The organism is Brevundimonas variabilis, assembly GCF_014199945.1.
Lineage (GTDB): Bacteria > Pseudomonadota > Alphaproteobacteria > Caulobacterales > Caulobacteraceae > Brevundimonas > Brevundimonas variabilis.
The window spans coordinates 679,437-703,897 of the sequence record NZ_JACHOR010000001.1 but is presented as its reverse complement, the minus strand read 5'-3'; the positions used below and the strand labels follow the sequence as shown (position 1 = coordinate 703,897).

28 protein-coding genes are annotated in these 24,461 nt (G+C 66.7%); 17 read left to right on the top strand and 11 right to left on the bottom strand.

Annotation, left to right across the window (positions count from 1 at the left end):
- Positions 1-47: 47 nt before the first annotated feature.
- From trpB to GGR13_RS03400, 4 genes are read left to right on the top strand one after another with little or no spacing between them, the layout of a single operon-like run.
- Positions 48-1,232, top strand: a complete 1,185-nt coding sequence (gene trpB, locus GGR13_RS03415; RefSeq protein WP_221230427.1) for a tryptophan synthase subunit beta — start codon at positions 48-50, stop codon at positions 1,230-1,232.
- On the top strand, positions 1,229-1,681 hold the full coding sequence (locus GGR13_RS03410; RefSeq protein WP_183212033.1) for a hypothetical protein: 453 nt from the start codon (positions 1,229-1,231) through the stop codon (positions 1,679-1,681). Before trpB ends, GGR13_RS03410 begins: the two co-directional genes overlap by 4 nt.
- Positions 1,678-2,508, top strand: a complete 831-nt coding sequence (gene trpA, locus GGR13_RS03405; RefSeq protein WP_183212032.1) for a tryptophan synthase subunit alpha — start codon at positions 1,678-1,680, stop codon at positions 2,506-2,508. Before GGR13_RS03410 ends, trpA begins: the two co-directional genes overlap by 4 nt.
- A 9-nt stretch (positions 2,509-2,517) precedes the next feature.
- Positions 2,518-3,423: an acetyl-CoA carboxylase carboxyltransferase subunit beta gene (locus GGR13_RS03400; RefSeq protein WP_183212031.1), complete on the top strand. Its 906-nt coding sequence runs from the start codon at positions 2,518-2,520 to the stop codon at positions 3,421-3,423.
- Positions 3,424-3,489: 66 nt separating this feature from the next.
- Here GGR13_RS03400 and grpE read toward each other — a convergent pair whose 3' ends face one another.
- The 3 genes from grpE to GGR13_RS03385 are packed head-to-tail and all read right to left on the bottom strand — an operon-like array spanning position 3,490 to position 5,719.
- Entirely contained in the window at positions 3,490-4,107 is a 618-nt protein-coding gene (gene grpE, locus GGR13_RS03395) for a nucleotide exchange factor GrpE (RefSeq protein ID WP_281380534.1), read from the bottom strand.
- Positions 4,104-5,177, bottom strand: a complete 1,074-nt coding sequence (gene hrcA, locus GGR13_RS03390) for a heat-inducible transcriptional repressor HrcA (RefSeq protein ID WP_183212030.1) — start codon at positions 5,175-5,177, stop codon at positions 4,104-4,106. The genes grpE and hrcA overlap by 4 nt, the downstream gene beginning before the upstream one ends.
- Positions 5,174-5,719, bottom strand: coding sequence for a GNAT family N-acetyltransferase (locus GGR13_RS03385; RefSeq protein WP_183212029.1), 546 nt, complete (start codon positions 5,717-5,719; stop codon positions 5,174-5,176). Before GGR13_RS03385 ends, hrcA begins: the two co-directional genes overlap by 4 nt.
- Positions 5,720-5,764: 45 nt before the next feature.
- Between GGR13_RS03385 and rph the strand changes: the two genes are divergently transcribed.
- Positions 5,765-6,496 (top strand): ribonuclease PH, encoded by a 732-nt coding sequence (gene rph / locus GGR13_RS03380; RefSeq protein ID WP_183212028.1) that lies wholly within the window; start codon positions 5,765-5,767, stop codon positions 6,494-6,496.
- A 5-nt stretch (positions 6,497-6,501) separates the two neighbouring features.
- Entirely contained in the window at positions 6,502-6,900 is a 399-nt protein-coding gene (locus tag GGR13_RS03375) for a DUF7079 family protein (RefSeq protein ID WP_183212027.1), read from the top strand.
- Here GGR13_RS03375 and hemW read toward each other — a convergent pair.
- Positions 6,889-8,073, bottom strand: coding sequence for a radical SAM family heme chaperone HemW (hemW, locus tag GGR13_RS03370; protein ID WP_246347648.1), 1,185 nt, complete (start codon positions 8,071-8,073; stop codon positions 6,889-6,891). The two genes, GGR13_RS03375 and hemW, sit on opposite strands and share 12 nt — an antisense overlap.
- Complete coding sequence (gene rdgB, locus GGR13_RS03365) at positions 8,066-8,668, bottom strand: RdgB/HAM1 family non-canonical purine NTP pyrophosphatase (protein WP_183212026.1); 603 nt, start codon at positions 8,666-8,668, stop codon at positions 8,066-8,068. Before rdgB ends, hemW begins: the two co-directional genes overlap by 8 nt.
- Positions 8,669-9,186: 518 nt before the next feature.
- Between rdgB and GGR13_RS03360 the strand changes: the two genes are divergently transcribed.
- The 3 genes from GGR13_RS03360 to GGR13_RS03350 all read left to right on the top strand — a co-directional run bounded on the left by GGR13_RS03360 (position 9,187) and on the right by GGR13_RS03350 (position 10,667).
- Positions 9,187-9,774 carry a DUF2975 domain-containing protein gene (locus GGR13_RS03360; protein WP_183212025.1) on the top strand — a complete coding sequence of 196 codons (588 nt, stop codon included), beginning with the start codon at positions 9,187-9,189 and terminating at the stop codon, positions 9,772-9,774.
- Between the two features lie 87 nt (positions 9,775-9,861).
- Complete coding sequence (locus GGR13_RS03355) at positions 9,862-10,092, top strand: helix-turn-helix domain-containing protein (RefSeq protein WP_183212024.1); 231 nt, start codon at positions 9,862-9,864, stop codon at positions 10,090-10,092.
- A gap of 2 nt (positions 10,093-10,094) precedes the next feature.
- Positions 10,095-10,667 (top strand): Smr/MutS family protein, encoded by a 573-nt coding sequence (locus GGR13_RS03350; RefSeq protein WP_183212023.1) that lies wholly within the window; start codon positions 10,095-10,097, stop codon positions 10,665-10,667.
- Here the strand turns inward: GGR13_RS03350 and GGR13_RS03345 are convergent.
- The 3 genes from GGR13_RS03345 to recQ form a co-directional block, all read right to left on the bottom strand.
- A complete protein-coding gene (locus tag GGR13_RS03345) occupies positions 10,664-11,533 on the bottom strand; it encodes an NAD-dependent epimerase/dehydratase family protein (protein ID WP_183212022.1) in 870 nt (289 codons plus the stop codon). The genes GGR13_RS03350 and GGR13_RS03345 overlap by 4 nt on opposite strands.
- On the bottom strand, positions 11,530-12,783 hold the full coding sequence (locus tag GGR13_RS03340) for an NAD-dependent epimerase/dehydratase family protein (RefSeq protein ID WP_183212021.1): 1,254 nt from the start codon (positions 12,781-12,783) through the stop codon (positions 11,530-11,532). The genes GGR13_RS03345 and GGR13_RS03340 overlap by 4 nt, the downstream gene beginning before the upstream one ends.
- 69 nt (positions 12,784-12,852) lie before the next feature.
- Positions 12,853-14,736, bottom strand: coding sequence for a DNA helicase RecQ (gene recQ, locus GGR13_RS03335; protein WP_183212020.1), 1,884 nt, complete (start codon positions 14,734-14,736; stop codon positions 12,853-12,855).
- 117 nt (positions 14,737-14,853) lie between these two features.
- On the opposite strand from recQ, the gene GGR13_RS03330 reads away from it, so the two are divergent.
- Entirely contained in the window at positions 14,854-15,597 is a 744-nt protein-coding gene (locus GGR13_RS03330) for a DUF1223 domain-containing protein (RefSeq protein WP_183212019.1), read from the top strand.
- Positions 15,598-15,618: 21 nt separating this feature from the next.
- Here GGR13_RS03330 and GGR13_RS03325 read toward each other — a convergent pair whose 3' ends face one another.
- Both GGR13_RS03325 and GGR13_RS03320 read right to left on the bottom strand, forming a co-directional pair.
- Entirely contained in the window at positions 15,619-16,074 is a 456-nt protein-coding gene (locus tag GGR13_RS03325) for a MaoC family dehydratase (protein ID WP_183212018.1), read from the bottom strand.
- Positions 16,071-17,075: a threonine ammonia-lyase gene (locus GGR13_RS03320; protein WP_183212017.1), complete on the bottom strand. Its 1,005-nt coding sequence runs from the start codon at positions 17,073-17,075 to the stop codon at positions 16,071-16,073. The genes GGR13_RS03325 and GGR13_RS03320 overlap by 4 nt, the downstream gene beginning before the upstream one ends.
- Before the next feature lie 66 nt (positions 17,076-17,141).
- Here GGR13_RS03320 and GGR13_RS03315 point away from each other — a divergent pair, with 66 nt between their 5' ends.
- A complete protein-coding gene (locus GGR13_RS03315; protein WP_183212016.1) occupies positions 17,142-18,218 on the top strand; it encodes a phosphotransferase family protein in 1,077 nt (358 codons plus the stop codon).
- Positions 18,219-18,367: 149 nt separating this feature from the next.
- Here GGR13_RS03315 and GGR13_RS03310 read toward each other — a convergent pair whose 3' ends face one another.
- A complete protein-coding gene (locus tag GGR13_RS03310; RefSeq protein WP_183212015.1) occupies positions 18,368-18,769 on the bottom strand; it encodes a Tat pathway signal protein in 402 nt (133 codons plus the stop codon).
- 221 nt (positions 18,770-18,990) lie between these two features.
- On the opposite strand from GGR13_RS03310, the gene coxB reads away from it, so the two are divergent.
- The 6 genes from coxB (at position 18,991) to GGR13_RS03280 (ending at position 24,461) form a co-directional block, all read left to right on the top strand.
- Positions 18,991-20,016, top strand: coding sequence for a cytochrome c oxidase subunit II (gene coxB / locus GGR13_RS03305; protein ID WP_183212014.1), 1,026 nt, complete (start codon positions 18,991-18,993; stop codon positions 20,014-20,016).
- A 19-nt stretch (positions 20,017-20,035) separates the two neighbouring features.
- On the top strand, positions 20,036-21,700 hold the full coding sequence (gene ctaD, locus GGR13_RS03300; protein WP_183212013.1) for a cytochrome c oxidase subunit I: 1,665 nt from the start codon (positions 20,036-20,038) through the stop codon (positions 21,698-21,700).
- A gap of 107 nt (positions 21,701-21,807) precedes the next feature.
- Positions 21,808-22,782, top strand: coding sequence for a heme o synthase (cyoE, locus tag GGR13_RS03295; RefSeq protein WP_183212012.1), 975 nt, complete (start codon positions 21,808-21,810; stop codon positions 22,780-22,782).
- A complete protein-coding gene (locus GGR13_RS03290) occupies positions 22,779-22,982 on the top strand; it encodes a hypothetical protein (protein WP_183212011.1) in 204 nt (67 codons plus the stop codon). The genes cyoE and GGR13_RS03290 overlap by 4 nt, the downstream gene beginning before the upstream one ends.
- Positions 22,979-23,533 (top strand): cytochrome c oxidase assembly protein, encoded by a 555-nt coding sequence (locus tag GGR13_RS03285; RefSeq protein WP_183212010.1) that lies wholly within the window; start codon positions 22,979-22,981, stop codon positions 23,531-23,533. Before GGR13_RS03290 ends, GGR13_RS03285 begins: the two co-directional genes overlap by 4 nt.
- A 49-nt stretch (positions 23,534-23,582) precedes the next feature.
- Positions 23,583-24,461 (top strand): cytochrome c oxidase subunit 3, encoded by an 879-nt coding sequence (locus GGR13_RS03280; RefSeq protein WP_183212009.1) that lies wholly within the window; start codon positions 23,583-23,585, stop codon positions 24,459-24,461.

The window sequence follows — 24,461 nt, the reverse complement described above, 5'->3', positions numbered from 1 at the left end:
TTGCGAGACCTTTGCCCGTGAACGCCATCATCCCCAACCAGTACGCCATGCCCGACGTCGAGGGCCGGTTCGGCCCCTATGGGGGCCGGTTCGTCGCCGAGACCCTGATGCCGCTCGTGCTGGAGCTGAACCAGGCCTATGAGGCCTGCAAGGCCGATCCGACGTTCCAGGCCGAACTGGACGATTACCTGACCCACTATGTGGGGCGTCCCAGCCCGCTGTATCTCGCCCAGCGTCTGACCGATCACTACGAGGCGGCCAATATCTGGTTCAAGCGCGACGAGCTGAACCATACCGGCGCGCACAAGATCAACAACTGCATGGGCCAGATCCTGCTGGCCATGCGGATGGGCAAGAAGCGCATCATCGCCGAGACCGGGGCCGGTCAGCATGGCGTGGCGACGGCGACCGTCTGCGCCCGCTTCGGCCTCCAGTGCGTCGTCTACATGGGTGCAGCGGACGTCCAGCGGCAGTCGCCGAATGTGTTCAGGATGAAGCTGCTGGGCGCCGAGGTCATCCCGGTCACCAGCGGGCGTGGCACCCTGAAGGACGCCATGAACGAGGCGATGCGGGACTGGGTCACCAATGTCGAGGACACCTATTACCTGATCGGCACGGCGGCCGGACCCCATCCCTATCCGGCCATGGTGCGCGACTTCCAGAGCGTGATCGGGCGCGAGACCCGGGTGCAGATGCTGGCCCGTCGCGAAAAGCTGCCCGACGCCTGCGTCGCGGCGATCGGCGGCGGATCCAATGCCATCGGCCTGTTCCACCCCTTCATCGAGGACGCGGGCGTACGTCTGATCGGCATCGAGGCGGCCGGGCGCGGGCTGGACGGCCCGGATCACGCGGCCTCTCTGCAGGGTGGCCGCCCGGGCGTGCTGCATGGCAACCGCACCTATCTGCTTCAGGACGACGACGGCCAGATCCTGGAGGGCCATTCGATCTCGGCCGGCCTGGACTATCCGGGTATCGGACCGGAACACGCCTGGCTGAAGGACCTTGGCCGGGCTGAATATCGCGCCGCGACCGATGCCGAGGCTCTGGAGGCGTTTCAGCTGTGCTCGAAGCTGGAGGGGATCATTCCGGCGCTGGAGCCCAGCCATGCCCTGGCCCGCATCGGCGAGATCGCCCATGAGGTCGGCAAGGGCGGCGACGTCGTGCTGAACATGTGCGGACGGGGCGACAAGGATATCTTCGCCGTGGCGCAGCATCTGGGAGTCGAACTTTGATCCGGACCATCCTGTTGGCCATGACGGCCACGACCCTGCTGGCGGGCTCGGCCCTGGCGGGCCAGACACCGACGACGCAGCCCGACGTGCCCGCGCCAATGGACATTCCGGTCCTCGGCAATGCCCAGGTCTCGACTGACTGCGGAAACCTGTACCAGATGGCCGGCCGCGCCTACTGCCTGACCGCGCCCCTCGCCGGGATCGGGACCCTGGCCGACACCTACAGCGAACATTTCCGAAGCCAGGGCTGGCTCGCGGCGGCTGGCGAGGAAAACCGCGTGGTCTTCGTCAAGCGCCGCGAGGGCGGGGGCTGTGATGGCCTGCAGATGGTGGCCTTCTATGACACCGCGCGTCCGGCCGGTCCGGAAGCGGCGGGCTATCTCGGCTTCGCCACCATCCCGGGCAATGTCTGTGCTGCGGCAGGCGCTGCGGCGACGCCGACGCCATGACCACCGCCCGTATCGACGCCCGCTTCGCCAGCCTGAAGGCCGAGGGCCGGGCCGGCTTCGTGGCCTATGTCATGGCCGGTGACCCCACGCGCGACCAGGCGCTGGAGATTTTGCGAGGCCTGCCGGCCGCCGGGGCCGACATCATCGAGCTGGGCTTTCCGTTCAGCGACCCGATGGCCGAGGGCCCGCCGATCCAGCGCGCGGCCCTTCGTGGCCTCAAGGCCGGTCTGACGTTGAAGGGCACGCTGGACCTCGCGCGCGCGTTCCGCGACGGCGATGCCGACACGCCCCTGATCCTGATGGGCTATCTGAATCCGATCGAGTCCTATGGCCATGAGGCCTTCGCCCGTGACGCTGCAGCGGCGGGCGTGGACGGGGTGATCGTGGTCGACTGCCCGCCAGAGGAAGCCGATCCCCTGACCGACGCGCTCGATGCCGCCGAGGTCTCGCTGATTCGGCTGGCGACGCCGACGTCGGACGATGCGCGGCTGGAGCTGATCGCGCGCCGGACCTCGGGCTTTGTCTACTACGTCTCGGTCGCGGGTGTGACCGGGGTCAAGGAGGCTCAGTCGGCTTCGGTCGCTCCGGCGGTCGAGCGGGTTCGCAAGGCCTCCGGCCTGCCGGTCGCAGTGGGCTTTGGCGTCAAGACGCCGGAACGGGCCGCAGAGATCGCCCGGGTCGCCGATGCGGTCGTTGCCGGGTCGGTTCTGGTCGACGAAGTCGCCGCTGCGCTCGAGGCCGGGACCTCGCCGGTCACCGCTGTTCTGGCCCGGGTCCAGGCACTCGGCGATGCCGTACGGGGTGCACGGGTCACCGAAACCGTCTAGAGCGTCGCCATGGTCGACAAGAACAAACCTACTCCGGACAAGCCCCAGGAACGCCGGGGTGGCTGGCTCAGCCGCTTTGCGCCCGGGGTCCGCAAGATCGTCAGCCGTCGCGACACGCCCGACAATCTGTGGGTCAAGGATCCCGACAGCGGCGAGATGCTGTACCGCCCGGATCTCGAGACGGCACTGTGGGTCACGCCCTCGGGCCGCCACATGCGGATCAACGCACCCCAGCGGCTGGGGTATACCTTCGACGGCAGTGCGTATGAGCCCATCGATACGCCGGACGTGCCTGAGGACCCGCTGAAATTCTCGGACGGCAAGCCCTATCGTGAACGGCTGGCCCAGGCGCGCAAGGCGGCGGGGCGCAAGGACACCATGGCCATCGGCTATGGTCATGTGGGCGGCACCGCGGCGGTGGTGATCGTTCAGGACTTCAGCTTCATGGGCGGTTCGCTGGGCATGGCCGCCGGCGAAGCCTTCGTGAAGGCGGCCCGCGAGGCCATCGCCCGTGGCGTTCCGCTGGTCTGCTTCACCGCAGCCGGAGGGGCCCGCATGCAGGAGGGTGCGCTCAGCCTTATGCAGATGGCCCGCACCACCCTGGCCATCCAGGAACTGAAACGGGCACAACTGCCCTATGTCGTGGTCCTGACCGATCCGACCACGGGCGGGGTGACCGCCAGCTATGCCATGCTCGGCGACATCCACCTGGCCGAGCCGGGGGCCCTGATCGGTTTTGCCGGGCCACGCGTGATCGAGACCACGATCCGCGAGAAGCTTCCGCCGGGCTTCCAGCGGGCCGAGTACCTTCAGGAAAAGGGCATGGTCGATCGCGTGGTCTCGCGGGCCGATCTGCCGGCGACGCTGGGCACCCTCCTGTCGATCCTGATGGGCGGAATCCGGCGCGCGGCCTGATCCGGACATGAAAAGACCCGGCCGCCGTGGCGACCGGGTCCTTCGGATAATCGGACAGGCCTGGCCTCAGGCCTTGCTGTCGTAGGCTCCACCATTGGCGGCATCCGGCGTCGCATAGGCCTGACCGGCGGCCTGTGCACCCGAGCCCTTGGCGGCCACGATGACCATGGCTGGCCGGACGGTCCGCCCGAACAGCTCATAGCCCGCCTGCATGGTCTGGAGCACGCTGCCGCCCGGAACCGTGTCCGACGGCTGTTCCATCATGGCCTGATGCAGGTGCGGATCGAAGGTCTCGCCCGCCTCAGGGGCGACCCGCTTCAGTCCATTGGACTCGAAGGCGCGGAGCAGCGACCCCTGGGTCATTTCCAGACCGGTGATCAGGCCCGCGGCTGCGCCATCGGCGTCCTTGGGGGCGGCCTGAATGGCCCTTTCCAGATTGTCGGCCACGCCCAGCAGGTCCTTCGCGAACCGCTGGATGGCAAAGGCCCGCGTGTCGTTCATCTGGGTTTCGGTGCGGCGGCGCACGTTCTCGGCCTCGGCCGTCGCCCGCAAGGCCCGGTCCTTCCACTGGTCGCGCTCGGCGATGATGGCATCCAGCGGAGCCAGATCGTCGGGATCGGAGTCGAGGCCGGCCTCGGCGTTCAGCTCGGCGTCGGTGGGTTCTCTATCGTGAATGTCGCTCAATGGTCCTGTCCGTCCAGCATTCGCCCCAGCACCCGGGCGGTATAGTCCACCAACGGAATGATGCGGGCATAGTTCAGTCGCGCGGGGCCTATGACGCCGATGGCGCCCAGAACCCGCTGTCGACCGTTCATATAGGGCGCCGCGATCACGGCGGAACCCGATAACGAAAACAACCGTGTTTCTGCGCCGATGAAGATGCGCACGCCCTGGGCGGCGTTGACCCCGTCGAGCAGGCCGATGAGTTGTTCCTTCTGCTCCAGATCGTCGAACAGCACCCGCACCAGCTCCAGATCGGCGGCCGTCTCGTGGTTCTGCAGCAGATTGGCTCGGCCCCGGACGATCAGCGACCGCTCGCGATCCGGTCCGCCGGACCAGGCCGCCAGCCCGTCCTCGACCAGCCGCGCGGCAGCGGCGTCCAACTGCAGCCGCGCCGCATCCAGTTCGGCCCGCATCTCGGTGCGAGCCTCGGCCAGGGGGCGGCCCTTCAGCCGGGCATTGAGGAAGTTCGAAGCCTCCTGCAGGGTCGAGGGTGTCACGCCCGCCGATAGCGGCATCAGCCGGTTCTCGACGGTGCCATCATCCCCGACCAGAACGGCCAAGGCCTGATCATTTCCGAGCGCGACGAACTCGACATGCTTGACGCCCGCGTCCCGGACCGGCGAGGCCACGATCCCGGCCCCGCCGGCCAGGCCGGACAGCAGCGATGATGCGGCATCCAGCGCCTCGTCGAAGCCCCGGCCCTTGCCAGCCAGCCGGGCGTCGATCTCGCGGCGCTCCTCGGTCCCGATGTCACCGATCTCGAGAAAGCCGTCGACGAACAGCCGCAAACCCGCATGGGTCGGGATGCGCCCCGCCGAGGTGTGGGGTGCCGCCAGCAGCCCGGCCAGGGTCAGGTCCTGCATCGTGTTGCGGATCGAGGCCGGCGACAACTGGACTCCGCCCTTGGAAATGGTGCGCGAGCCGACGGGCTCGCCTGTTTCCAGATAGGTCTCGACAATGCGGCGGAAGATGTCGCGCGCGCGCTGGTCGAGGCTGGACAAGGGTGCAGAGGGGGAGGCGAACAAACTCATTTCGCGGGGATCCAGTCGGTCTTCTCCAGCCGCATGACCAGACAATCGTCGTCCTCGAACATCCGCCGCTCGATGACCCTGAAGCCCAGTCGCCGATAGAACCGGTGCGCACGGACATTGGTGTTGAGCGGGTCGATCACGATGGCGGTGACCCCGGCCTCGGCGAAACAGCGGTCGATCATCTGGCGCATCATCTGCGTGCCGACGCCGCGGTCAAGCCATTCAGGCGGTCCGATCCAGATGTCAATGGCCCTCAGCCCCGGCTCAATCTCGCCCCAGTAATGGGTCGGTTCGGTATGGGGATCACAGACCTGCATCACCCCGACGGGCTGGCTATCCACTTCGGCGATCACATAGTGACTGTCATGGGCCGAGTCCGTGATCTCTTCGGCCCATTCGATCCCGCCAAAGGCCACCTCGGTCTCGGGATCGTCGCTTGAACAGGCGATGACGTGCGGCTGACGGTCCCATTCGGCCAGCAGGGCTGCGTCCATCAGGGTTGCGGCGCGCAGGGATACGGACGGGATGGAGGACAGGGCCATGGTTTCAGGATAAGCAGCCCGCCTGCCGCCTCCAAGGACCATATCATGCGCCCCTCCGAACGTACCCCAGAACAGCTCCGCGCCGTTACGCTGGAAACCGGCATCAATCGCTATGCCGAGGGGTCGTGCCTTGTGTCCTTCGGCCACACGCGCGTGCTGGTCACCGCTTCGGTCGAGGAAAATGTCCCCGGCTGGATGCGTGGCAAGGGTCAGGGCTGGGTCACCGCCGAATACGGCATGCCGCCCCGTGCGACCCATACACGCGGTCGGCGCGAGGCTGCAGCGGGCAAGCAGACCGGGCGCACACAGGAAATCCAGCGGCTGATCGGCCGCTCGCTCCGCGCCGTGGTCGATCTGAAGGCCCTGGGCGAGCGTCAGGTGGTGCTGGATTGCGACGTCATCCAGGCCGATGGCGGCACCCGTACGGCCGCCATCACCGGCGCCTGGGTCGCGATGGCCTCGGCCTTCGGCTATCTGCGGGCCGAGGGCGTTCTGAAAGCCGACCCGATCCTCGACCAGGTGGCGGCGGTGTCATGTGGCGTCTTCAATGACGTCCCGGTCCTCGACCTCGACTATGAGGAAGACTCCAATGCCGAGGCCGACAGCAATTTCGTCCTGACCGGTTCGGGCACCATCGTCGAGATCCAGGCCACCGGCGAGAAGCGGGGCTTCAGCCGCGATGAGTTCGACCGCCTGTTCGCCCTGGCCCACGGCGGCTGCCAGGATCTGTTCGTGATGCAGAAGGCGGCGGTGGACGCGGCCCTCGCCCGGGGCTGACCCGCGTGCCCGGGTCCCGGGAAGCCCTGACCGAGACGGACGTCGCCCGCCGGGAGCCGCTCTGGCAGGCGCTGAGTGATCTGTTCCTGGATATGGAACTCCAGCCGGAGACCTTTGACTGGATCGCCCGCACCGCGATGAATGCCGGCTTCTCGCCGGCCGAGACGCGGACGATCCTCGAGACCGAGGTCCTGCCCGCCCTGGGTTCCAATCTTCTGTCCATTGCCGGAGAGTGGGCTGGCTTCGACCCGACCTTCGTTCGTGAAAGGGTTCTCTTGGCCATGCGGCGCGGCCCCGTGTCACGCGTCATGGATCACGTCCTGCTGACGCCCGTCCGTCGCGCCGTTCTTCGCCGGGACTGGGTCCGGCTTGAGGCTGCGATGCGGGCGCGCTCAGGTCAGTAGACGACCCAGCACGGCATCCAGCACCGGTCGCCCGCGCGGGGTTGCAACTACACGCCCCTTCTCCAGTCTCAGAAAGCCCTCATCGATCAGATCGGCCATCGGGCCATCGTCGGGGCTCAAAGACAGGGCCTGGAATACTGTGCTGGCCACGCCTTCGACGGTACGGAGGCCCAGCAGAATCCGCTCTTCGGCGGCACCGGTCGCATCCATCGGCTCCTGCTCCGACCAGGGCGTGCCGGCGGCAACGCCTGCGACATAGTCCCTGATGGCCCGGTGTCCCACGGTCGCCGTCCGGTGACCGTCTAGCGTCAGGCGCCCATGCGCGCCGGGACCAAGACCCAGATAGTCGCCGCCGCGCCAGACGTGGAGATTGTGCGCCGAGCGAGCCGTCACGCCTCGCGCATGGTTGGACACCTCATAGGCGTCGAACCCGGCCTGCTCCAGCACGCCCTGGGTCGTCTCGTACAGGTCGGCGGCCCCGTCCTCGTCAGGCAGCACCAGCGTGCCTCGGGCTTCGGCGCGACCGAAGGCCGTTCCGGGATTGATGGTCAGCTGGTAGGGCGAGATGTGCTCGAACCCCAGATCGACGGCACCTTCAAGTTCCTGCGTCCAGTCGGCCACGGTCTGGTCGGGGCGGGCATAGATCAGATCGATCGACAGTCGTGTGAAAGACCGGGCTGCCAGGCTGATGGCCCGTCGCGCTTCCGCCCCGTCATGATTGCGACCCAGGAATTTCAGGGCGGCGTCGTCCAGAGACTGCACTCCCAGCGACAGCCGGTTGATCCCGGCCGCAGCCAGGGCCGAGAAATGGGCTGCCTCGGCATCGGTCGGATTGGCCTCCAGTGTGATCTCGACCGGGCCGGAAACAACAAAGGCATCCTGAATGGCCGCAATCACGCGGGCGACAGCCTCGGGCGGCATCAGAGACGGCGTTCCCCCGCCCAGAAAGATCGAGGCCAGCGGTCTGGGCCCGATCCTCCGCGCCTGAGCATACAGATCGGCGATGATGGCCTCGATGAGCGCGGTCTGCTCAAGCGTCCGGCCGCTATCGCGCACGACATTGAAGTCGCAATAGGGGCAGATGCGCGCGCAATAGGGCCAGTGGACATAGACCCCGACCGCTCCGCCGGGATCGAGCGGGTCCGCCGGGGCCAGGCCCTCCGGATCAGTCAATCAGGGCAGCCTTCAGCTTCTCGAACGCCCAGGCCCGGTGGCTCATGGCGTCCTTTTCGACCGGGTCCATCTCGCCAAAGGTCAGGCGTCCGCCCTCGGGGATGAAGATCGGATCATAGCCGAAGCCACGATCGCCGCGCGGGGGGAAGGTCACGGACCCATGGACCTGACCCTCGACGACCACACAGGGACCGTCCGGCCAGGCGACAGCGAGGGCGGAGGTGAACCAGGCACGCCGGTCGGTCGCGCCGATGTCTTCCAATCGCTGTTCGACCTTGCTCATGGCGAGGCCGAAATCCTTGTCCGGCCCGCCCCAGCGCGCGGAAAAGATGCCCGGTGCCCCGTCCAGCGCGGCGATCGACAGCCCGGAATCGTCGGCCAGAGATACGAGTCCTGACCGGTCCGCCGCATGGCGTGCCTTCAGCATGGCGTTGCCGGTAAAGGTGGTTTCCGTCTCGTCCGGCTCCGGCAGGCCGACGGAATCGGCGCTCACGACATCGAAATGCCCGTCCAGGAGGGCGGCGATTTCGCGCGCCTTGCCCGGATTATGGGTCGCCGCCAGAAGCCGCATCCCCTTGATCAGCCTGAGTTTCATCCCGCTACCTTACCGCTGTTTCATTTGGTTGCAAAAGTTTAATATCGTTAAACGATATGTAACGTGATTTCGCGACAAGCACGTCCTATCTATGAACTCAAGAACGGGGGGTCGCACCGTTCAGGAGATCGCAGGTTAAACGCAATCTTCATATCGCGGCCATAACCAAGAGGGCAATAAATGACCCTCAAACAGGAGAACGACGATGAACACGATGAACGCCTCGATGTGGATGGACAAGGTTGGTACGACCCTGGTCAACGCTGCCCTTCTGGCCGCCCTCCCGACCGCCCTGATCGCCATCCTGGTCCAGGGCTTCTGATTTGAAGGGCACGATGCTCGCGACGCGGTCGCCCATGATCCGGGCGAAGATGACCGCGTCGCAGCGAGACTATCGCGACCGCCCCTCAACCGGAGCTTTGACCTTGGGCCTTAAGACGGTGATGAATAGGACTGCGTGAGGCACCCGTTGATGCCCGCGCGGTCCCGACCCCTTCCGGTCCTGAACTGAGAGACCCATGCGCCTCCCGACCCTGAAGCCCCTCGGGATAAGCGCCCCCTTCCGGACCGTGCCGCTGTTTCGCACGCTTGGACCCGGATCGGTTTCCAGCCTGCTGAAGATCGCGCTGGATGTGGCCTATGTGCTTCTGATGCTCATCACCGGCATTTTGCTGCTGGCCTTCGTAGCGGCCATCTTCGTCCCCCTGACCGGACCGCTGGAAGGCCAGACCTATGTCGAGGGCACCGGCGATGCGGCGCGCGAGGTGCCGATCACCCGGACCCTGATCCTGTTCGGGCTGGGGGCGACCTCGGCCTATTTTGGCGGCTTCCTGCTGATCCTGCGCAATCTGCGGCAGATCTTCCGGACCCTGACCCAGGGCGACCCCTTCCGGCCCGAGAATGTGCGCCGCCTGCGCCAGATCGGACTGACCCTGACGGTCGTGACTGTCGGTGTCGCCGTCGCCCAGGGCCTGATTCCTTCCATCCCCGATCCTGGCTTCAGCGAAATGCTGACGCCGATCTTCTCCGTTCTCGTCGTCTTCGTCCTGGCCGAGGTCTTCAAGGAGGGCGCGCGGCTTCGTCATGAGGCCGAGCTGACGATATGAAGGTTTCACCGTGCGCGCCGGGCAGGGGCCGTCAGGCCGAATGCCCCGACCTTTTCGATCGCGGCCTGGCCGTCTAGAGACCCTGTCATGGCCATTCGCGTCCAGCTTGACCGTATCCTGCTCGAACGGCGCATGTCGCTGACCGAGCTGGCCGATCGCGTGGGCGTGACCCTGGCCAATCTGTCGATCCTGAAGACCGGCAAGGCGCGGGCCGTGCGGTTCACCACCCTGGACGCCCTGTGCCGCGAGCTGGACTGCCAGCCCGGCGATCTTCTGGTCTGGGAGCCCGGACCCCAGGATCCCGGCGTCGAAGGCTGAGAATGGCGCGGCCCCCCCGAGACCTCTCGCCGGACGATCGTCGCATCTGGGCCCGGGTCACCGGCTCGGTCACCCCACCGAAATCGCGCAAGGCCCCGCGCGTCATGCTCGACATGGCCACCCCGGCCGATCCCGCTGTGCCCCTGACCCCGAAAACGACCCCCGTCGCCAAGCCCCGGCCAGGCTCCGTGCCGCCTTCTTTCACCAGGGCCGCAGCGCCGTCGCCCCAGACCCCATCCCGCTCGATCCCGGAGGTTCTTGAGCCCCGGCGTCAGCGCCGCCTGTCGCGGGAGCGCGATCCGATCGAGGCGCGGATCGACCTGCATGGCTATGGCCGCTTCCAGGCCCAGGATGCGCTGACGGCCTTCCTGATGGGCGCACAGGCCCGCGATTACCGCGCCGTCCTCGTCATCACCGGACAGGGGAGGCGCGGTGGCACCGGCGTTATCCGCGCCTCGGTTCACGAATGGCTGCAGGGACCGGGGCTTCGGGGCGTGGTCTCCGGTTTTGCCGCAGCAGCCCGCCGCCACGGCGGCGACGGGGCCATCTATGTGACCCTCAAGCGCCGCAGCTAGACCAGCGGCTCCAGCCCCTCGCGCCAGGTCGGATAGGCGGGCCGCCAGCCCAGCTCGGCCTTGGCACGGGCATTGGAGACGCGCTTGGAGTCCAGATAGAACCGCCGCATCGTCACGCTGACCGACGGATCGGTCCAGGCCACGGCCTCCGGCAGGGGCAGGCCCATCCGCACCGCGGCCCATTCGATCACTTCGTCGGCCGGGGCGGGGGCGTCGTCGGCCAGGTTGTAGATCCCGCCGGGCCGGGGCCGGGCCATCGAGGCGAACAGGCCCGAGACGATGTCGTCGACATGGATGCGGTTGAACACCTGGCCGGGCTTGCGCACGAGCCGGGCCGTTCCGTCGCGCAACCGGTCCACGGCCGACCGGCCCGGACCATAGATGCCCGGCAGGCGAAAGATCTGGACCGTCAGACCCATGCCCTGACCGGCATCCAGCCAGTGGGACTCGGCCCGGACGCGGCGAGCCCCCTCGACGCTGGCGGCATTCAGGGCATCGCCCTCGAACACCCATCCGCCATCGCGATCACCATAGACCGCCGTCGAGGAAATATAGCCGATCCAGTCCGGCCAGGCCTCGGCGGCACTCAGGGCCGGAATCAGGGCGCGGGCTCCGGGACACCCCTCGGCATCGGGCGCGGCCGTGATGAGTATGGCCGTGGCCCCGCTTACGGCCGCGTTCAGGGCGTCGCGGTCAGCCGGATCGATCGCGGTGATTCCCTCGGCCTGCAAGGCTGCGCGACGGGCGGGATCGCGTGAGGTGGCGCTGGCTGTGCCACCCCCGGCGATCGCAGCCCGGGCCGTCGCCGCCCCGACATAGCCACCCCCGAAGACCAGCAGCGAAGGCGTGTTCGTCCGCTCCGTCATGCCGGCCGAACGAGCCGGGGCTTGGGCCGGGCCTCGGGACGCGGCGGCGCAGGCTGCGTGCCGGCTTCAGCGGCCACGGCCTCGGCCCGGCGCGCATTCCAGCTGGACACACAGGCGATCCGCGCCGGATCGACCCGGTCGGCATAGCGGCGGGCGATGTCGGTGACCTCGTCCATCAGCCCCTGTTTCAGGGTGATCGGCTTCAGGCCCAGGTCCCGGAACTGGTCATTGGCGACGACCAGTTCGTTCTCGTCGGCTTCCTGGCGCGGATTGGCGACGTGGGCGATTTCGGCCCCGGTCACATCCGCGATCAGGGTCGCCAGGTCGCGGACGCGGTGGCTTTCGGTCATCTGGTTCAGGATCTTGACCCGCTCGCCGGCCCTGGGTGGATTGTTCAGCGCCAGTTCGACGCAGCGGACCGTGTCCTGGATATGGATGAAGGCGCGCGTCTGCCCGCCCGTTCCGTGCACCGTCAGGGGGTAGCCGACAGCGGCCTGCATCAGGAACCGGTTCAGCACCGTGCCATAGTCGCCGTCATAGTCGAACCGGTTGATCAGCCGCTCGTCCTGCCGGGTCTCCTCGGTCTGGGTCCCCCAGACGATGCCCTGGTGCAGGTCGGTGATCCGCAGACTGTCGTTTCGGGCATAGAACTGGAATAGCAGCGCGTCCTGGGTCTTGGTCATGTGATAGATCGAGCCCGGATTGGGCGGGAACAGGATCTCCTGCTCGGCGGGACCATTGTCCGTGTCGACCGTGACCTTCAGATAGCCCTCGGGAATGCGCAGCCCGGCGGTGCCATAGCCATAGACCCCCATGGTGCCCAGATGCGCCAGATGGACGTCCTGACCGCTCTCGACGATCGCCGCCAGCAGGTGGTGGGTCGCATTGATGTTGTTGTCGACCGTGTAGAGCTTGTGCCGCGCCGACTTCATCGAATAGGGGGCCGCCCTCTGCTCGGCGAAATGGACGACGCTGTCCGGTTTCAGGTCCCGGATCAGGGCGACCAGGCGATCGAACTCCTTGCCCACGGTCATGTTGACGAAGTCGATCGTGCGCCCGCTGATGGATTTCCAGGCAGCGATCCGCTCCCCCATGGTGCGGATCGGCGTCAGCGACCGGACTTCCAGCTCATTGTCGATGTTTCGCCGCGACAGATTGTCGACGACCGTCACGTCCCAGCCGCGGGCGGACAGATGCAGCGCCGTCGGCCAGCCACAGAAGCCGTCACCACCCAGAACCAGAACCTTCATTCGCATGCTTCCTTGGCTTCCCTTTTTCCTGCCTAGCTCAAGCCCGCCAGTGACGAAAGGTTCACCCCCTCAACCTCCCTGAAGGGCCGCCAGAACCGCCTTGCCATAGCGATCGATCTTGGACTGGCCGACGCCCGAAATGTCGGCCAGGGCCTCCAGCGAACCGGGCTCGCGCTGGGCGATCTCCAGCAGGGTCTTGTCCTGGAAGATCACATAGGGCGGGACATGCTGTTCGGCCGCCCGGTCGCGCCGCCAGGCCCGCAGCATCTCGAATCGGGCCCGGACGTCGACGTCCAGGGCCTCGACCGCAGCATTGCCCTCGCGCGTCCGGCGGCGCGGATTGCCCGAGCGGGTCGCGGCGTCGAAGCCGGCCGGGACACGGCGCACCTCAATGGCCCGCTCGCCGCGATAGACCGCCCGCACGGCCTCGGCCTCGCCCAGGCCCACCAACGGCTTGCCATCGTTGGCGTCTTCCAGCAGCAGGCCCTCGAACAACAGGTGGTCGACGATGTCGCGCCACCCACCGGGCGAGGTGTCCTTGCCGATGCCCCAGGTCGACAGGTCGCTCTCCCAGGGCTGGACGTCCTTCGTCTTGCCCAGCAGGTGATCGATCACCCGGGTGCGGCCGAATCGACCGCCCAGCCGCTGCACCGCTGCCAGCGCCTTCTGGGCCTGGACCGTGGCGTCATACAGGGCCGGCGGATCGGCACAGACATCGCAGACGCCACAGGGCCCGGCACTGACCTCGCCGAAATAGCGGCGCACGGCCTGGGGCCGACAGGTCGCGCCATCCAGCATGGCGAACAGTTGCCTGGCCTTGCGCGTCTGGACGGCCTTGACCTCCTCGGCCATCGGTCGCCCCTCGAGCCGTCTCAGGGTCCAGGCGATATCGGACGGTCCGTACAGGGTAATGCCTTCGGCCGGTTCCCCGTCCCGTCCGGCCCGGCCGATCTCCTGCCAGTAGGCCTCCAGCGACCCCGGCGGGTCTGCATGGATGACGAAGCGCACATCGGCCTTGTCCACCCCCATGCCGAAGGCGATCGTCGCGACCATCACGGCCCCGTCCTCGGCCAGGAACCGCCCCAGCAGCCGGTCCCGCTGCCGGGCGTCCATCCCGGCGTGATAGGCGATGGCATTGGTGCCGGCGTCCTTCAGGGCATCGGCCACACGCTCGCAGCCGTCGCGCGATCCGCAATAGACCACGCCCGACTTGCCGCGCCGCGCCCGCACCAGTTCGATCACCGTGGCATCGGTCCGGGCGCGCGAGCCGTTCTCCTTGCGCACGGCGGACAGTTGCAGATTGGGCCGGGCGAAGCTGTCGACAAAGACTCTGGCGCCCTCCAGCCGCAGCGAGCGCAGGATGTCGTCGCGGGTCCGCGCGTCGGCCGTTGCCGTTACTGCGATCCGGGGAACACCCGGGAACATCTCGGCCAGGCGACCCAGATTGCGATAGTCCGGCCGGAAATCATGCCCCCACTGGCTGACGCAGTGGGCTTCGTCGATGGCGATCAGGCTCAGCGGCAGTTCAGCCAGCCGGTCCAGCATGGCTCCGGCGGCCAACCCCTCGGGCGAGACGTACAGCAGGTCCAGTTCCCCGGCCCGCGCCTGACGCCAGATGTCGGACCGCTCGTCCATCGAGACGCCGGAATCGAGCCGGGCCGCCGCCACGCCCTGCTGCTTCAGGGCCTCGACCTGGTCGGTCATCAGGGCAATCAGGGGCGAGACCACCAGCCCCAGACCGGGCCGCAGCATCGCCGGGATCTGGTAGCAGACGCTCTTGCCCCCGCCAGTCGGCAGCACCGCCAGCACATCGCGCCCGGCCATGATCTCGCTGACCACATCGGCCTGGAGCCCGCGAAAATCGTCATGGCCCCAGACCCGGGCCAGGGTCTCGCGCGCTGCCGCAAGGTCGTCGGAAGAAACGGAAGAGGCGAGGGCGACCGAAGCAGGCATCGGCGGTTTGTGCCTGATCCGTTCCACCCTGTCACGGACGCAGGTCCGCAAAATTGGTGCCTTCGCTCACGCGAAAATGAAGGGCGGCGGTTACGCTTCGGCGTTAGGAGTCCTGCCATGAGGCTGAAGGGACTGTTCATCGTCGGCGCGGTTCTGGCCGCCAGCACACTGGGGGTGGGCTCCACGGCCCAGCCGGCCGGTGCGAGGGCTCCTGTGCGCGCCACACCGACCGAGCCGGTGGTGGTCGAACTGTTCACGGCCCAGGGCTGCGGTTCCTGCCCGGAGGCCAATCGGGTGGTCGAGGCCCTGGCCGGCGATCCCGGGGTCATCGCCCTGACCTATGCGGTCGACTACTGGGACTATCGGGGCTGGCCCGATACCTTCGCCAAGCCCGAGTTCGCCCAGCGACAGCGCGCCTACCGGTCGGCGATGCGGCTTCGCAATGTCTACACCCCCCAGATCGTGATCGACGGCCGGCGTCAGGTCTCGGGTGCCCGCGCGCCCGAGGTCCAGTCGGCCGTGACCGAGGAGGCCGCGCGGCTGGTCTTCCCGCCCCAGATCGAGTTCCGCGATAGCGGCGAGGCCGTCGGCGTCGGGTCCGGCCGGGCCCCGCGTGGCGGGGCCGAGGTCTGGGCCGTGGTCTATCGCCCGGGCACCCAGGAGGTGGAGGTCGAGGGCGGCGACAACCGCGGCCAGACGGTGCGGCACATGAATGTGGTCCGTGAAATCGCCAGGCTCGGGGACTGGGGCGGCAAGCCGATGCTGTTCTCGTTGCCCGATGACATCGCCGAGGGCGAAGCGGTGGTGGTCATGGTCCAGGCCAAGACCGATCGTCGAATCCTCAGCGCCGCCGGAAACTGACCTTCGGCAGGCAGGGCCGGTTCAGCCGCCCACCATCTGCATCCCCAGCCATTCGGCGATCAGGGCCGGCTTTTCGGAGCCTTCGATCTCGACCGTCAGTTCGTGCTTGAGCAGCCAGCGTCCACCGCCCTTGTCCTCGGCGGACAGCAGCCTGAACCGGCCTCGAATCCTTGATCCCACCGGCACCGGGGCCAGGAACCGCAATTTGTCGAAGCCATAGTTGACCCCCATCACCACCCCGTCCAGCGGGGGCACGGCGTCATAGGTCATGGCCGAGGCGAGGCTTAGCGTCAGGAACCCGTGCGCGATGGTTCCGCCGAAAGGCGTCGCCTTGGCCGCCTCGGGGTCCACATGGATGAACTGACGGTCCTCGGTCACCTCGGCAAAGGCGTCGATCCGGGCCTGATCGATCTCGAACCAGCGGCTGACGCCCATCTCCGTGCCGATCAGTGCGGCGAGGTCGGCGGGTCGGGTCATGCAGTGGCTCCGATAAAGCGGTCTTCGATGATTTCGGCGAACAGGGCGGGATCGATATTGCCACCCGACAGGATGACGGCGGTGGTCCGGCCCCGGGTCTCGACCTTGCCCGCCAACAGCGCCGCCAGCGCCGCCGCCCCACCCGGTTCGATCACCAGCTTCAGGGTATGGAACGCATAGCGGACGGCCGCAGCGGCCTCCTGATCGGAGATCCCGAACGCTCCGGACAGGACGCGCTGGTTGATCGGAAACGTCAGCACGCCCGGCACGGGGGTCTGCAGCGCATCGCAGATCGAGGGGGCTGCGACCGGATGGCCGACCCGTTCGCCGGCCGCCAGCGAGCGGGCGGTATCGTCAAAGGCGATCGGCTCGACCGCCCACATGGCGGTTTGCGGGCTCCGCGCCTCGAACACGAGGTTGATCCCGGCCATCAGCCCGCCGCCGGAACAACAGCACAGCAACTGGTCGATCGGCCCGGCCCCGAGGGCCTCGGCCTGGTCCAGCAGTTCCAGCCCTGACGTCCCCTGACCCTCGATGACAAAGGGGTCGTCGAACGGGGGGACGAGGATGGAGCCCTTTTCGTCGGCGATCTGGCGGCCGATGCCCTCGCGACTTTCGGTCCAGCGGTCATAGAGCCGGACCTCGCCGCCGAACGCCCGAACCCCCGCGACCTTGATGGCCGGGCTGTCGGCCGGCATCACGATCACGGCCGTTGTGCCGACCATCCGGGCAGCGGCGGCGACGCCCTGGGCGTGATTGCCGGAGGAATAGGCGACAACACCCCGCGTCCGCTCCTCGGGCGTCAGCCGGCTGATGCGATTGTAGGCCCCGCGGAATTTGAACGCACCAGCCACCTGCAGCGTCTCGGCCTTCAGCAGGACCCGGCCGCCCATGGCCTCATTCAGTGCCGGACATTCGATCAGGGGGGTGCGGACGGCAACGCCCTCGATCTGGCGGGCGGCATCGAGGACGCCTTCGAAGGAAGCGGTGCGGTCGGTCATCTTGCCACTTAACCGCAAGCGATCCATCCGCGTAAGATGTCAGGCCCAGACCTCCATGGATTCCTGATGACAGACGTTGCTGCCGATCCCCAGGCGACCTTCTCCGGAACGCGGGAGGTCGACCCCCGGTACGCGCTCGACGCCGCTGCGCTCGATCGCTGGATGGGACAGAACGTATCGGGATACGTCGGTCCGCTCACCGTTCGCCAGTTCAAGGGGGGGCAGTCGAACCCGACCTATGAACTGACCACGCCCGGAGCGGCCTATGTGCTGCGGCGCAAGCCGCCCGGCGTGCTGCTGCCCTCGGCCCACGCCGTGGATCGCGAGTTCACGGTGATTTCGGCCCTGTACGCCCAGGGCTTCCCGGTCGCCCGGCCGCACGCCCTGTGCACAGACGAGACCGTCCTCGGATCCATGTTCTATGTCATGGACAAGGTCGAGGGACGGGTGTTCTGGGACCTGAAACTGCCTGGGCTTGAACCGGCCGAACGGCGCGCGATCTACGAGGCCCAGACCGACACCCTCGCTGCGCTGCACCGTTTCGATCCGGCCGCCATCGGCCTTGGGGAGTATGGCAAGCCCGGAAACTATTTCGCCCGCCAGGTTGGCCGCTGGACGAAACAGTATCGCGCCTCCGAAACCGCCCCGATCGCGGCGATGGATCGGCTGATCGATTTTCTGCCCACCAGCCTGCCCGCCGACGGCCCGACGCGGATCGTCCACGGCGATTTCCGCCTGGACAACATCATCATCGATCCGCAGGGGCCGGCGGCGCGCGCCGTTCTGGACTGGGAACTGTCGACGCTTGGCGATCCGATGGCCGATTTCTCCTACATGCTGATAGGCTGGGTCATTCCGGCCAGCCTCAGGAACGGGCTGGGCGGAGCCGATCTGGACGCGCTGGGCATTCCCTCGATCGAGGAAACGGTCGCCCGATATGCGGAAAAGTCGGGCACCGGGGCACCGCAGAACCTGGACTGGCTGTTCGCTTACAATCTGTTCCGGCTGGCCGCCATCTGCCAGGGCATAGCGGGACGGGTCCGGGACGGAACCGCCGCCAGCCCGCAGGCGCGGTCGATGGCGGCGCAGGTCGAGCCCCTGTCGAGCGCCGCCTGGCAGTTCGCGCTGAAGGCGGGGGCTTGAGCGCCCGCTGGTCCCAAGCCAGCGGGATCAGGCACCTGTGGCGGAACTGGAGATCATGATGGTCTTCCGGACACCGAACTGCAGACGGTCAAAGGCCCGTTGACCCGGACTTTTCACGCGGGATCGATGCGGCGCCAGTCCCGATGCCGTCAGACGATCATGATGGTTCCGAGCAGCAGTCGGGCCCCGGTCCGGCCCAGAACCCGGTCCGTCGCCGCCTGAAGCTCGCGCGAGATCTGGTCGACGTTCGGGGGCACGCCGGGCAAAAGCTGGCTGGCATTGCGCTGAACCACGACGGCATAGGCGGCCCGCAGGCGTGGCGCTGACTGTTCTGCGCGCAGACGCAGGGCCTCGTCCGGAACATCGACACCGGTCTCGACCGTCATGACGCCGCGGCGCCCGCCCGGCCGTGCCGAGGTCGCCGTGATGGTCGGATACCGCACATAGGTCGCGGCCGACGCCCCGCCGCCCCCGGTGGGGCTCGCGCTGGCGGTTGTGGCCAGCAAGCCGACGGCGGCAGGGGCAAGGGCAAGAAGGGCGCGACGATCCATGCCCGGACCCTAGCCTACAGGCCGTAAAATTTGCCTGAACGCGGGATAAGCGGCCGAATGCGCGGCTCGTGCGGCGACACGGCGCGGCCTCTTCGCTTGGCAAGCGCGAAACGACCCGATATGGACCGGCTCAAGAAAGACGGTGGCTCCCCCTGTGCCCGCCGTCTGTTTGCAAATCGATCGCAGGCATCCGCCGCCGCTAGATTTTAGAGGATTTGAGTATGGGACTGGGCATCCGAGCCCTGAGAACCGTCGCAGGCGCCATCAGCGCTTCCGGTCTCGCTGCGACACTGGCTCTTGCGGCCGCCACCCCGACCTGGGCCCAGGACCTGATGGGGCAACCGACGCCGGGTGGCATCGACCTGCAACCCGCCGCCTCGCCCCTCAAGGCGGATGCGATCTGGTTCCACAACGCCATCCTGCTGCCGATGTGCATCATCATCAGCCTGCTGGTGCTCGGCCTGCTGGCCTGGTGCGTGATCAAGTACAACAAGAAGTCCAACCCGACCCCCGCCAAGTGGAGCCACAACACCCTCGTCGAAGTGGTGTGGACCGTGCTGCCGGTGATGGTTCTGGTCGGGATTTCGCTGTTTTCGTTCCGCCTGCTGTTCGCCTACCACGACATGCCGGAGCCCGACCTGACGGTTAAGGCGACGGGCAACCAGTGGAACTGGGCCTATGAGTATCCGGACCAGGGCGTGTCGGAATACATCTCCAACATGCTGCCGGAGGACGAGGCCCGGGCGCGCAACGTTCCTTACCGCCTGGCCGCTGACGAGCCCCTGGTGGTTCCGGTTGGCCAGACCGTTCGCGTGCTGGTGACGGCGTCGGACGTGATCCACTCCTTCGCCCTGCCGGCCTTTGGGCTCAAGACCGACGCCATCCCGGGTCGGGTGAATGAAACCTGGTTCAAGGCAGACCGCACCGGGATCTTCTATGGCCAGTGCTCCGAGCTGTGCGGCTCGGACCATGCCTTCATGCCCATCCAGATCAACGTCGTGACCCAGGCCGAGTTTGCGGCGTGGGTCGCCTCCCGCGGTGGTTCCATGACCCCGGCCACGGCCGCCGAGGCTCCGGGCGGAACCGCTGCCCAGGTCGCTGCCGGCACCACCGGCGCCCCGACCGTCACTGACGCTGCCGTTCCGGCCGCGGCCGAGGGGGTTGCTGCTGCGCCCGCCGGCGCCGCCGCCTCGCCCACCGTCCAACCCGCTCCTGCGCCGGCTGCCGCCGCGCCAGTCGCCCAGTAATCCGCGAGTCCGAGAGATCATGGCACACGCACCGACCGCAGACGCCCACGGGCACCACGCCGGACATGACCACAAGCCGGGCTTCTTTACCCGCTGGTTCCTGTCCACCAATCACAAGGACATCGGGACCCTGTACCTGTTGTTCGCCATCATGGCGGGCATCGTGGGCGGGGCCCTGTCCGGCCTGATCCGTCTCGAACTGGCCGCCCCCGGCATCCAGTATTTCGTCGAAGGCGGGCTGATCGAACAGCTCGGCATCGTCGAGGCCTCCAAGCACGGCTACAACGTCACCGTGACCGCCCACGCCCTGATCATGATCTTCTTCATGGTCATGCCCGCGATGATCGGCGGCTTCGGTAACTGGTTCGTGCCGATCATGATCGGTGCGCCGGACATGGCGTTCCCGCGCATGAACAACATCTCCTTCTGGCTGCTGGTTGCGGCCTGGATCCTGCTCTGCCTGTCGATGTTCGTCGATGGCGGACCGGGCAGAGGGTTCGGGGGAGGCTGGACGATCTATCCGCCGCTTTCGACCGTCGGCCACACCGGACCCGCCATGGATCTGGCGATCTTCTCGCTGCACGTCGCCGGGGCATCGTCCATTCTGGGTGCCATCAACTTCATCACGACCATCTTCAACATGCGCGCACCTGGCATGACGCTGCACCGCATGCCGCTGTTTGCATGGTCTGTCCTGATCACCGCCTTCCTGCTGCTTCTGAGCCTGCCCGTCCTCGCCGGTGCCATCACCATGCTGCTGACGGACCGCAACTTCGGCACCAGCTTCTTCGACCCGGCCGGCGGTGGCGATCCCGTGATGTTCCAGCACCTGTTCTGGTTCTTCGGTCACCCGGAAGTGTACATCCTCATCCTTCCAGGCTTCGGCATCATCAGCCACATCGTCTCGACCTTCTCGAAGAAGCCCGTGTTCGGTTACCTCGCGATGGCCTACGCCATGGTCGCGATCGGCTTCATCGGCTTCATCGTCTGGGCTCACCACATGTACACCGTGGGCATGACCATCAACCTGCGCGCCTATTTCGTGGCCGCGACGATGATCATCGCCGTCCCGACCGGGGTGAAGATCTTCAGCTGGATCGCCACGATGTGGGGCGGCTCGCTGGACTTCAAGACGCCCATGCTCTGGGCCATGGGCTTCATCTTCCTGTTCACCGTCGGCGGCGTGACCGGCGTGGTCCTGGCCAATGCCGCCATCGATTACAGCCTGCACGACACCTATTACGTCGTGGCCCACTTCCACTACGTGCTGTCGCTGGGAGCCGTGTTCGCGATCTTTGCGGGCTTCTACTACTGGTTCGAGAAGATGTTCGGCGTGAAGTACAACGAGTTCCTCGGTTGCGCTCACTTCTGGATCATGTTCGTCGGCGTGAACGTGATCTTCTTCCCGCAGCACTTCCTTGGCCTCCAGGGCATGCCGCGCCGCTACATCGACTATCCCGAGGCCTATACCCTCTGGAACCAGGTCTCCTCGTGGGGTTATGTGATCACGGCGGTCGGCGTTGTCGTCTTCCTGGTCATGCTGGCCGAGGCGGCGATCCGTCGTCGCGTTGGCGTGGCCAATCCCTGGGGTGAAGGCGCCACGACGCTGGAGTGGACCCTGTCCTCGCCGCCGCCCCACCACCAGTTCAACGAACTGCCGGTGGTCAAGGCCGAGCACCACTAGACGCGTCACGCGCGACGCCAGACCGAACCGGGGCCGCTCTTTCGACGACGAAGGAGCGGCCTCGGCCTTTTTTGAAACCTGCCGCCTCAAACGGCATTCGAGTCCCGATGACCGACCAGTCCACAGCCCCCTCCGCCGTCACGCTGGCCCAGCCGGAAGACTTCTTCCAGCTGCTGAAGCCGCGCGTGATGTCGCTGGTGATCTTCACAGCCGTGACCGGGCTGGTCGTCGCACCCGGCGAGATCAATCCGTTCGTCGCCGCCATTGCCATCCTGTGCATCGCCGTCGGGGCGGGTGCCGCCGGGGCGTTGAACATGGCGCTGGAGGGCGAGACGGACGCCCTGATGCGGCGGACCCGCGGGCGGCCGGTCGCCGCGGGTCGGGTCAACAAGGATGATGCCCTGACGTTCGGGGTCATCCTGTCGATCTTTTCGGTCATGCTTCTGGGGATGAACACCAACTGGATCGCGGCGGGTCTCCTCGCCCTGACGATCGTTTATTATGCCGCCTTCTACACGATGATGCTGAAGCGCCGGACGCCGCAGAACATCGTCATCGGCGGCGCTGCCGGAGCCTTTCCGCCGGTGATCGGCTGGGCTGCCGCAACCGGAACAGCGCCCTGGGAAGCCTGGCTGCTGTTCGCCATCATCTTCCTCTGGACGCCGCCTCACAGCTGGGCCCTGGCCCTGTACTCGACCGGGGACTACGCCAAGGCCGGCATCCCCATGATGCCCGTGGCCAAGGGGGCGAAATCGACCCGTTTGCAGATCCTTGTCTACAGCCTGATCCTCGTCCCTGTTGCGATCCTGCCCGGGCTGTTGGGCATGGGAGGGGCGGTCTATCTCAGTGTCTCGATCATCGGTGGACTGGCGTTCCTTGCGCTTGCAGCCCGTTTGTGGGGGTCGCGGGCAGGCGACGAGCCGGACAAGGCTGATGCTGTGGGGCGAGAGGCCGCATTGTATGACGTGCGGGCACAGGCCAAACCGGCTCGCAACCTGTTTGCCTTTTCGATCCTGTACCTGATGGCCCTGTTCGCGGCCCTGCTGGTCGAAAACCTGACCCTGATGGGACTGCCTGGATGAACCGCCTGACCGACACGCAGATGACCGCCCGCAGCCGACGCAATCTCTGGATTGCCCTCGCGCTCGTCGGCTTCATCGTGATGATCTTCTCGACGACCTTCCTTCGCATGCAGCACAATGCCGAGATGGCCCGGGAAGCGAACCTCGCGCGTTCGACCGCGCTCGATCTGCCGACGGCGCCTCAGGAGGCCCGGCCATGAACCGCAAGAATCTGATCGCCCTGGCCTGTGCCGGCGGGGTCATGTTCATGACCGGTGCCGCCTTTGCTGCCGTCCCTCTGTATCAGCTGTTCTGCCAGGTCACCGGCTTCGACGGCACGGTCCGCAAGGCAGAGGCCGCGCCTGACACGGTTCTTGACCAGACGGTTCTGGTGCGTTTCGACACCAATGTGCGGGGCCTGCCGATGACCTTTCGCGCAGAACAGGTCAGTCAGAGGGTCCGGATCGGCGAGACCGGCATTGCCTATTTCGACGTGACCAACACGTCGGACCAGCCGATCGGCGCAACCGCTGCCTATAATGTGGTTCCTGAACGGGCAGGTCCCTACTTCCAGAAACTGCAGTGCTTCTGCTTTGCGGGGCAGACAATCGCGCCGGGCGAGACCAAGCAGTTTCCAGTCCAGTATTTCGTGGCCCCCGAGATCGCCACCGATGCCGAGAGCAAGGGCGTGACCGAAATCACCCTGAGCTACACCTTCTATCCGACCAAAGGCTTCGATCCCTCTGCTGCTGCCACTGGCGCGGCGGGTTGAGCGACGCTATAGCCCCGTCCATACGCCTGACCGCCTGAGAGACCCAAGAATGGCCGACGCCCACGCCACTCCGCATCACGACTATCATCTGGTTGATCCCAGCCCCTGGCCTCTGGTGTCCTCCGCGGCTGCCACCGTCATGATGGTGGGTGCGGTGATGTGGATGAAGGGTCTCTTCGGCCTGCCCGAGGGGACAAGCTGGCTGTTCTTCGCCGGCCTGGCCGGGGTTCTGTATTCGGCATTCGGCTGGTGGGCTGACGTCATCAAGGAGAGCCGTGCGGGCGATCATACGCCTGTGGTTTCGATCGGCCTGCGTTACGGCATGGTGCTGTTCATCGCCTCCGAGGTCATGTTCTTCGCCGCCTTCTTCTGGATCTTCTTCGAGATGGCGGTCTTCAACGAGGCCCGGGCCAATATCCCCGAGATCTCGATGTGGGCGGATACGGCATCGGCCTGGTCGACCTGGCCACCCAAGGGCATCGAGGTCCTGTCGGCCTGGCAGCTTCCGCTTCTGAACACCGTCATTCTGCTGCTTTCGGGAACCACGGTGACCTGGGCTCACCATGCCCTGCAGGTGAACGACCGCGCCGGTGCCAAGCTGGCGCTTGGCATTACGGTTGCGCTGGGTCTGCTCTTCACGGCGGTTCAGGCCTACGAATACTACCACATTGTCCATGAAAATCTGTTCTTTAACGAGGAAGCCGTCAACTCGGGCCTCTATGGTTCGATCTTCTTCATGGCCACGGGCTTCCACGGCTTCCACGTCCTGCTCGGCACCATCTTCCTGATCGTCTGCCTCGTTCGCCTGCTGGCCGGTCAGTTCACGCCCGAGAAGCATTTCGGGTTCGAGGCGGCTGCCTGGTACTGGCATTTCGTGGACGTGGTCTGGCTGTTCCTGTTCGCCTTCGTCTACGTCGTCTTCGGCTGA

Coding starts and splice junctions, on each gene's coding strand:
- trpB (WP_221230427.1), top strand. CDS start 48: ATGCCCGACGTCGAGGGCCGGTTCGGCCCCTATGGGGGCCGGTTCGTC.
- trpA (WP_183212032.1), top strand. CDS start 1,678: ATGACCACCGCCCGTATCGACGCCCGCTTCGCCAGCCTGAAGGCCGAG.
- GGR13_RS03400 (WP_183212031.1), top strand. CDS start 2,518: ATGGTCGACAAGAACAAACCTACTCCGGACAAGCCCCAGGAACGCCGG.
- hrcA (WP_183212030.1), bottom strand. CDS start 5,177: ATGAGTTTGTTCGCCTCCCCCTCTGCACCCTTGTCCAGCCTCGACCAG.
- GGR13_RS03385 (WP_183212029.1), bottom strand. CDS start 5,719: ATGGCCCTGTCCTCCATCCCGTCCGTATCCCTGCGCGCCGCAACCCTG.
- rph (WP_183212028.1), top strand. CDS start 5,765: ATGCGCCCCTCCGAACGTACCCCAGAACAGCTCCGCGCCGTTACGCTG.
- rdgB (WP_183212026.1), bottom strand. CDS start 8,668: ATGAAACTCAGGCTGATCAAGGGGATGCGGCTTCTGGCGGCGACCCAT.
- GGR13_RS03360 (WP_183212025.1), top strand. CDS start 9,187: ATGCGCCTCCCGACCCTGAAGCCCCTCGGGATAAGCGCCCCCTTCCGG.
- GGR13_RS03355 (WP_183212024.1), top strand. CDS start 9,862: ATGGCCATTCGCGTCCAGCTTGACCGTATCCTGCTCGAACGGCGCATG.
- GGR13_RS03350 (WP_183212023.1), top strand. CDS start 10,095: ATGGCGCGGCCCCCCCGAGACCTCTCGCCGGACGATCGTCGCATCTGG.
- GGR13_RS03345 (WP_183212022.1), bottom strand. CDS start 11,533: ATGACGGAGCGGACGAACACGCCTTCGCTGCTGGTCTTCGGGGGTGGC.
- GGR13_RS03340 (WP_183212021.1), bottom strand. CDS start 12,783: ATGAAGGTTCTGGTTCTGGGTGGTGACGGCTTCTGTGGCTGGCCGACG.
- recQ (WP_183212020.1), bottom strand. CDS start 14,736: ATGCCTGCTTCGGTCGCCCTCGCCTCTTCCGTTTCTTCCGACGACCTT.
- GGR13_RS03330 (WP_183212019.1), top strand. CDS start 14,854: ATGAGGCTGAAGGGACTGTTCATCGTCGGCGCGGTTCTGGCCGCCAGC.
- GGR13_RS03325 (WP_183212018.1), bottom strand. CDS start 16,074: ATGACCCGACCCGCCGACCTCGCCGCACTGATCGGCACGGAGATGGGC.
- GGR13_RS03320 (WP_183212017.1), bottom strand. CDS start 17,075: ATGACCGACCGCACCGCTTCCTTCGAAGGCGTCCTCGATGCCGCCCGC.
- GGR13_RS03315 (WP_183212016.1), top strand. CDS start 17,142: ATGACAGACGTTGCTGCCGATCCCCAGGCGACCTTCTCCGGAACGCGG.
- GGR13_RS03310 (WP_183212015.1), bottom strand. CDS start 18,769: ATGGATCGTCGCGCCCTTCTTGCCCTTGCCCCTGCCGCCGTCGGCTTG.
- coxB (WP_183212014.1), top strand. CDS start 18,991: ATGGGACTGGGCATCCGAGCCCTGAGAACCGTCGCAGGCGCCATCAGC.
- ctaD (WP_183212013.1), top strand. CDS start 20,036: ATGGCACACGCACCGACCGCAGACGCCCACGGGCACCACGCCGGACAT.
- cyoE (WP_183212012.1), top strand. CDS start 21,808: ATGACCGACCAGTCCACAGCCCCCTCCGCCGTCACGCTGGCCCAGCCG.
- GGR13_RS03290 (WP_183212011.1), top strand. CDS start 22,779: ATGAACCGCCTGACCGACACGCAGATGACCGCCCGCAGCCGACGCAAT.
- GGR13_RS03285 (WP_183212010.1), top strand. CDS start 22,979: ATGAACCGCAAGAATCTGATCGCCCTGGCCTGTGCCGGCGGGGTCATG.
- GGR13_RS03280 (WP_183212009.1), top strand. CDS start 23,583: ATGGCCGACGCCCACGCCACTCCGCATCACGACTATCATCTGGTTGAT.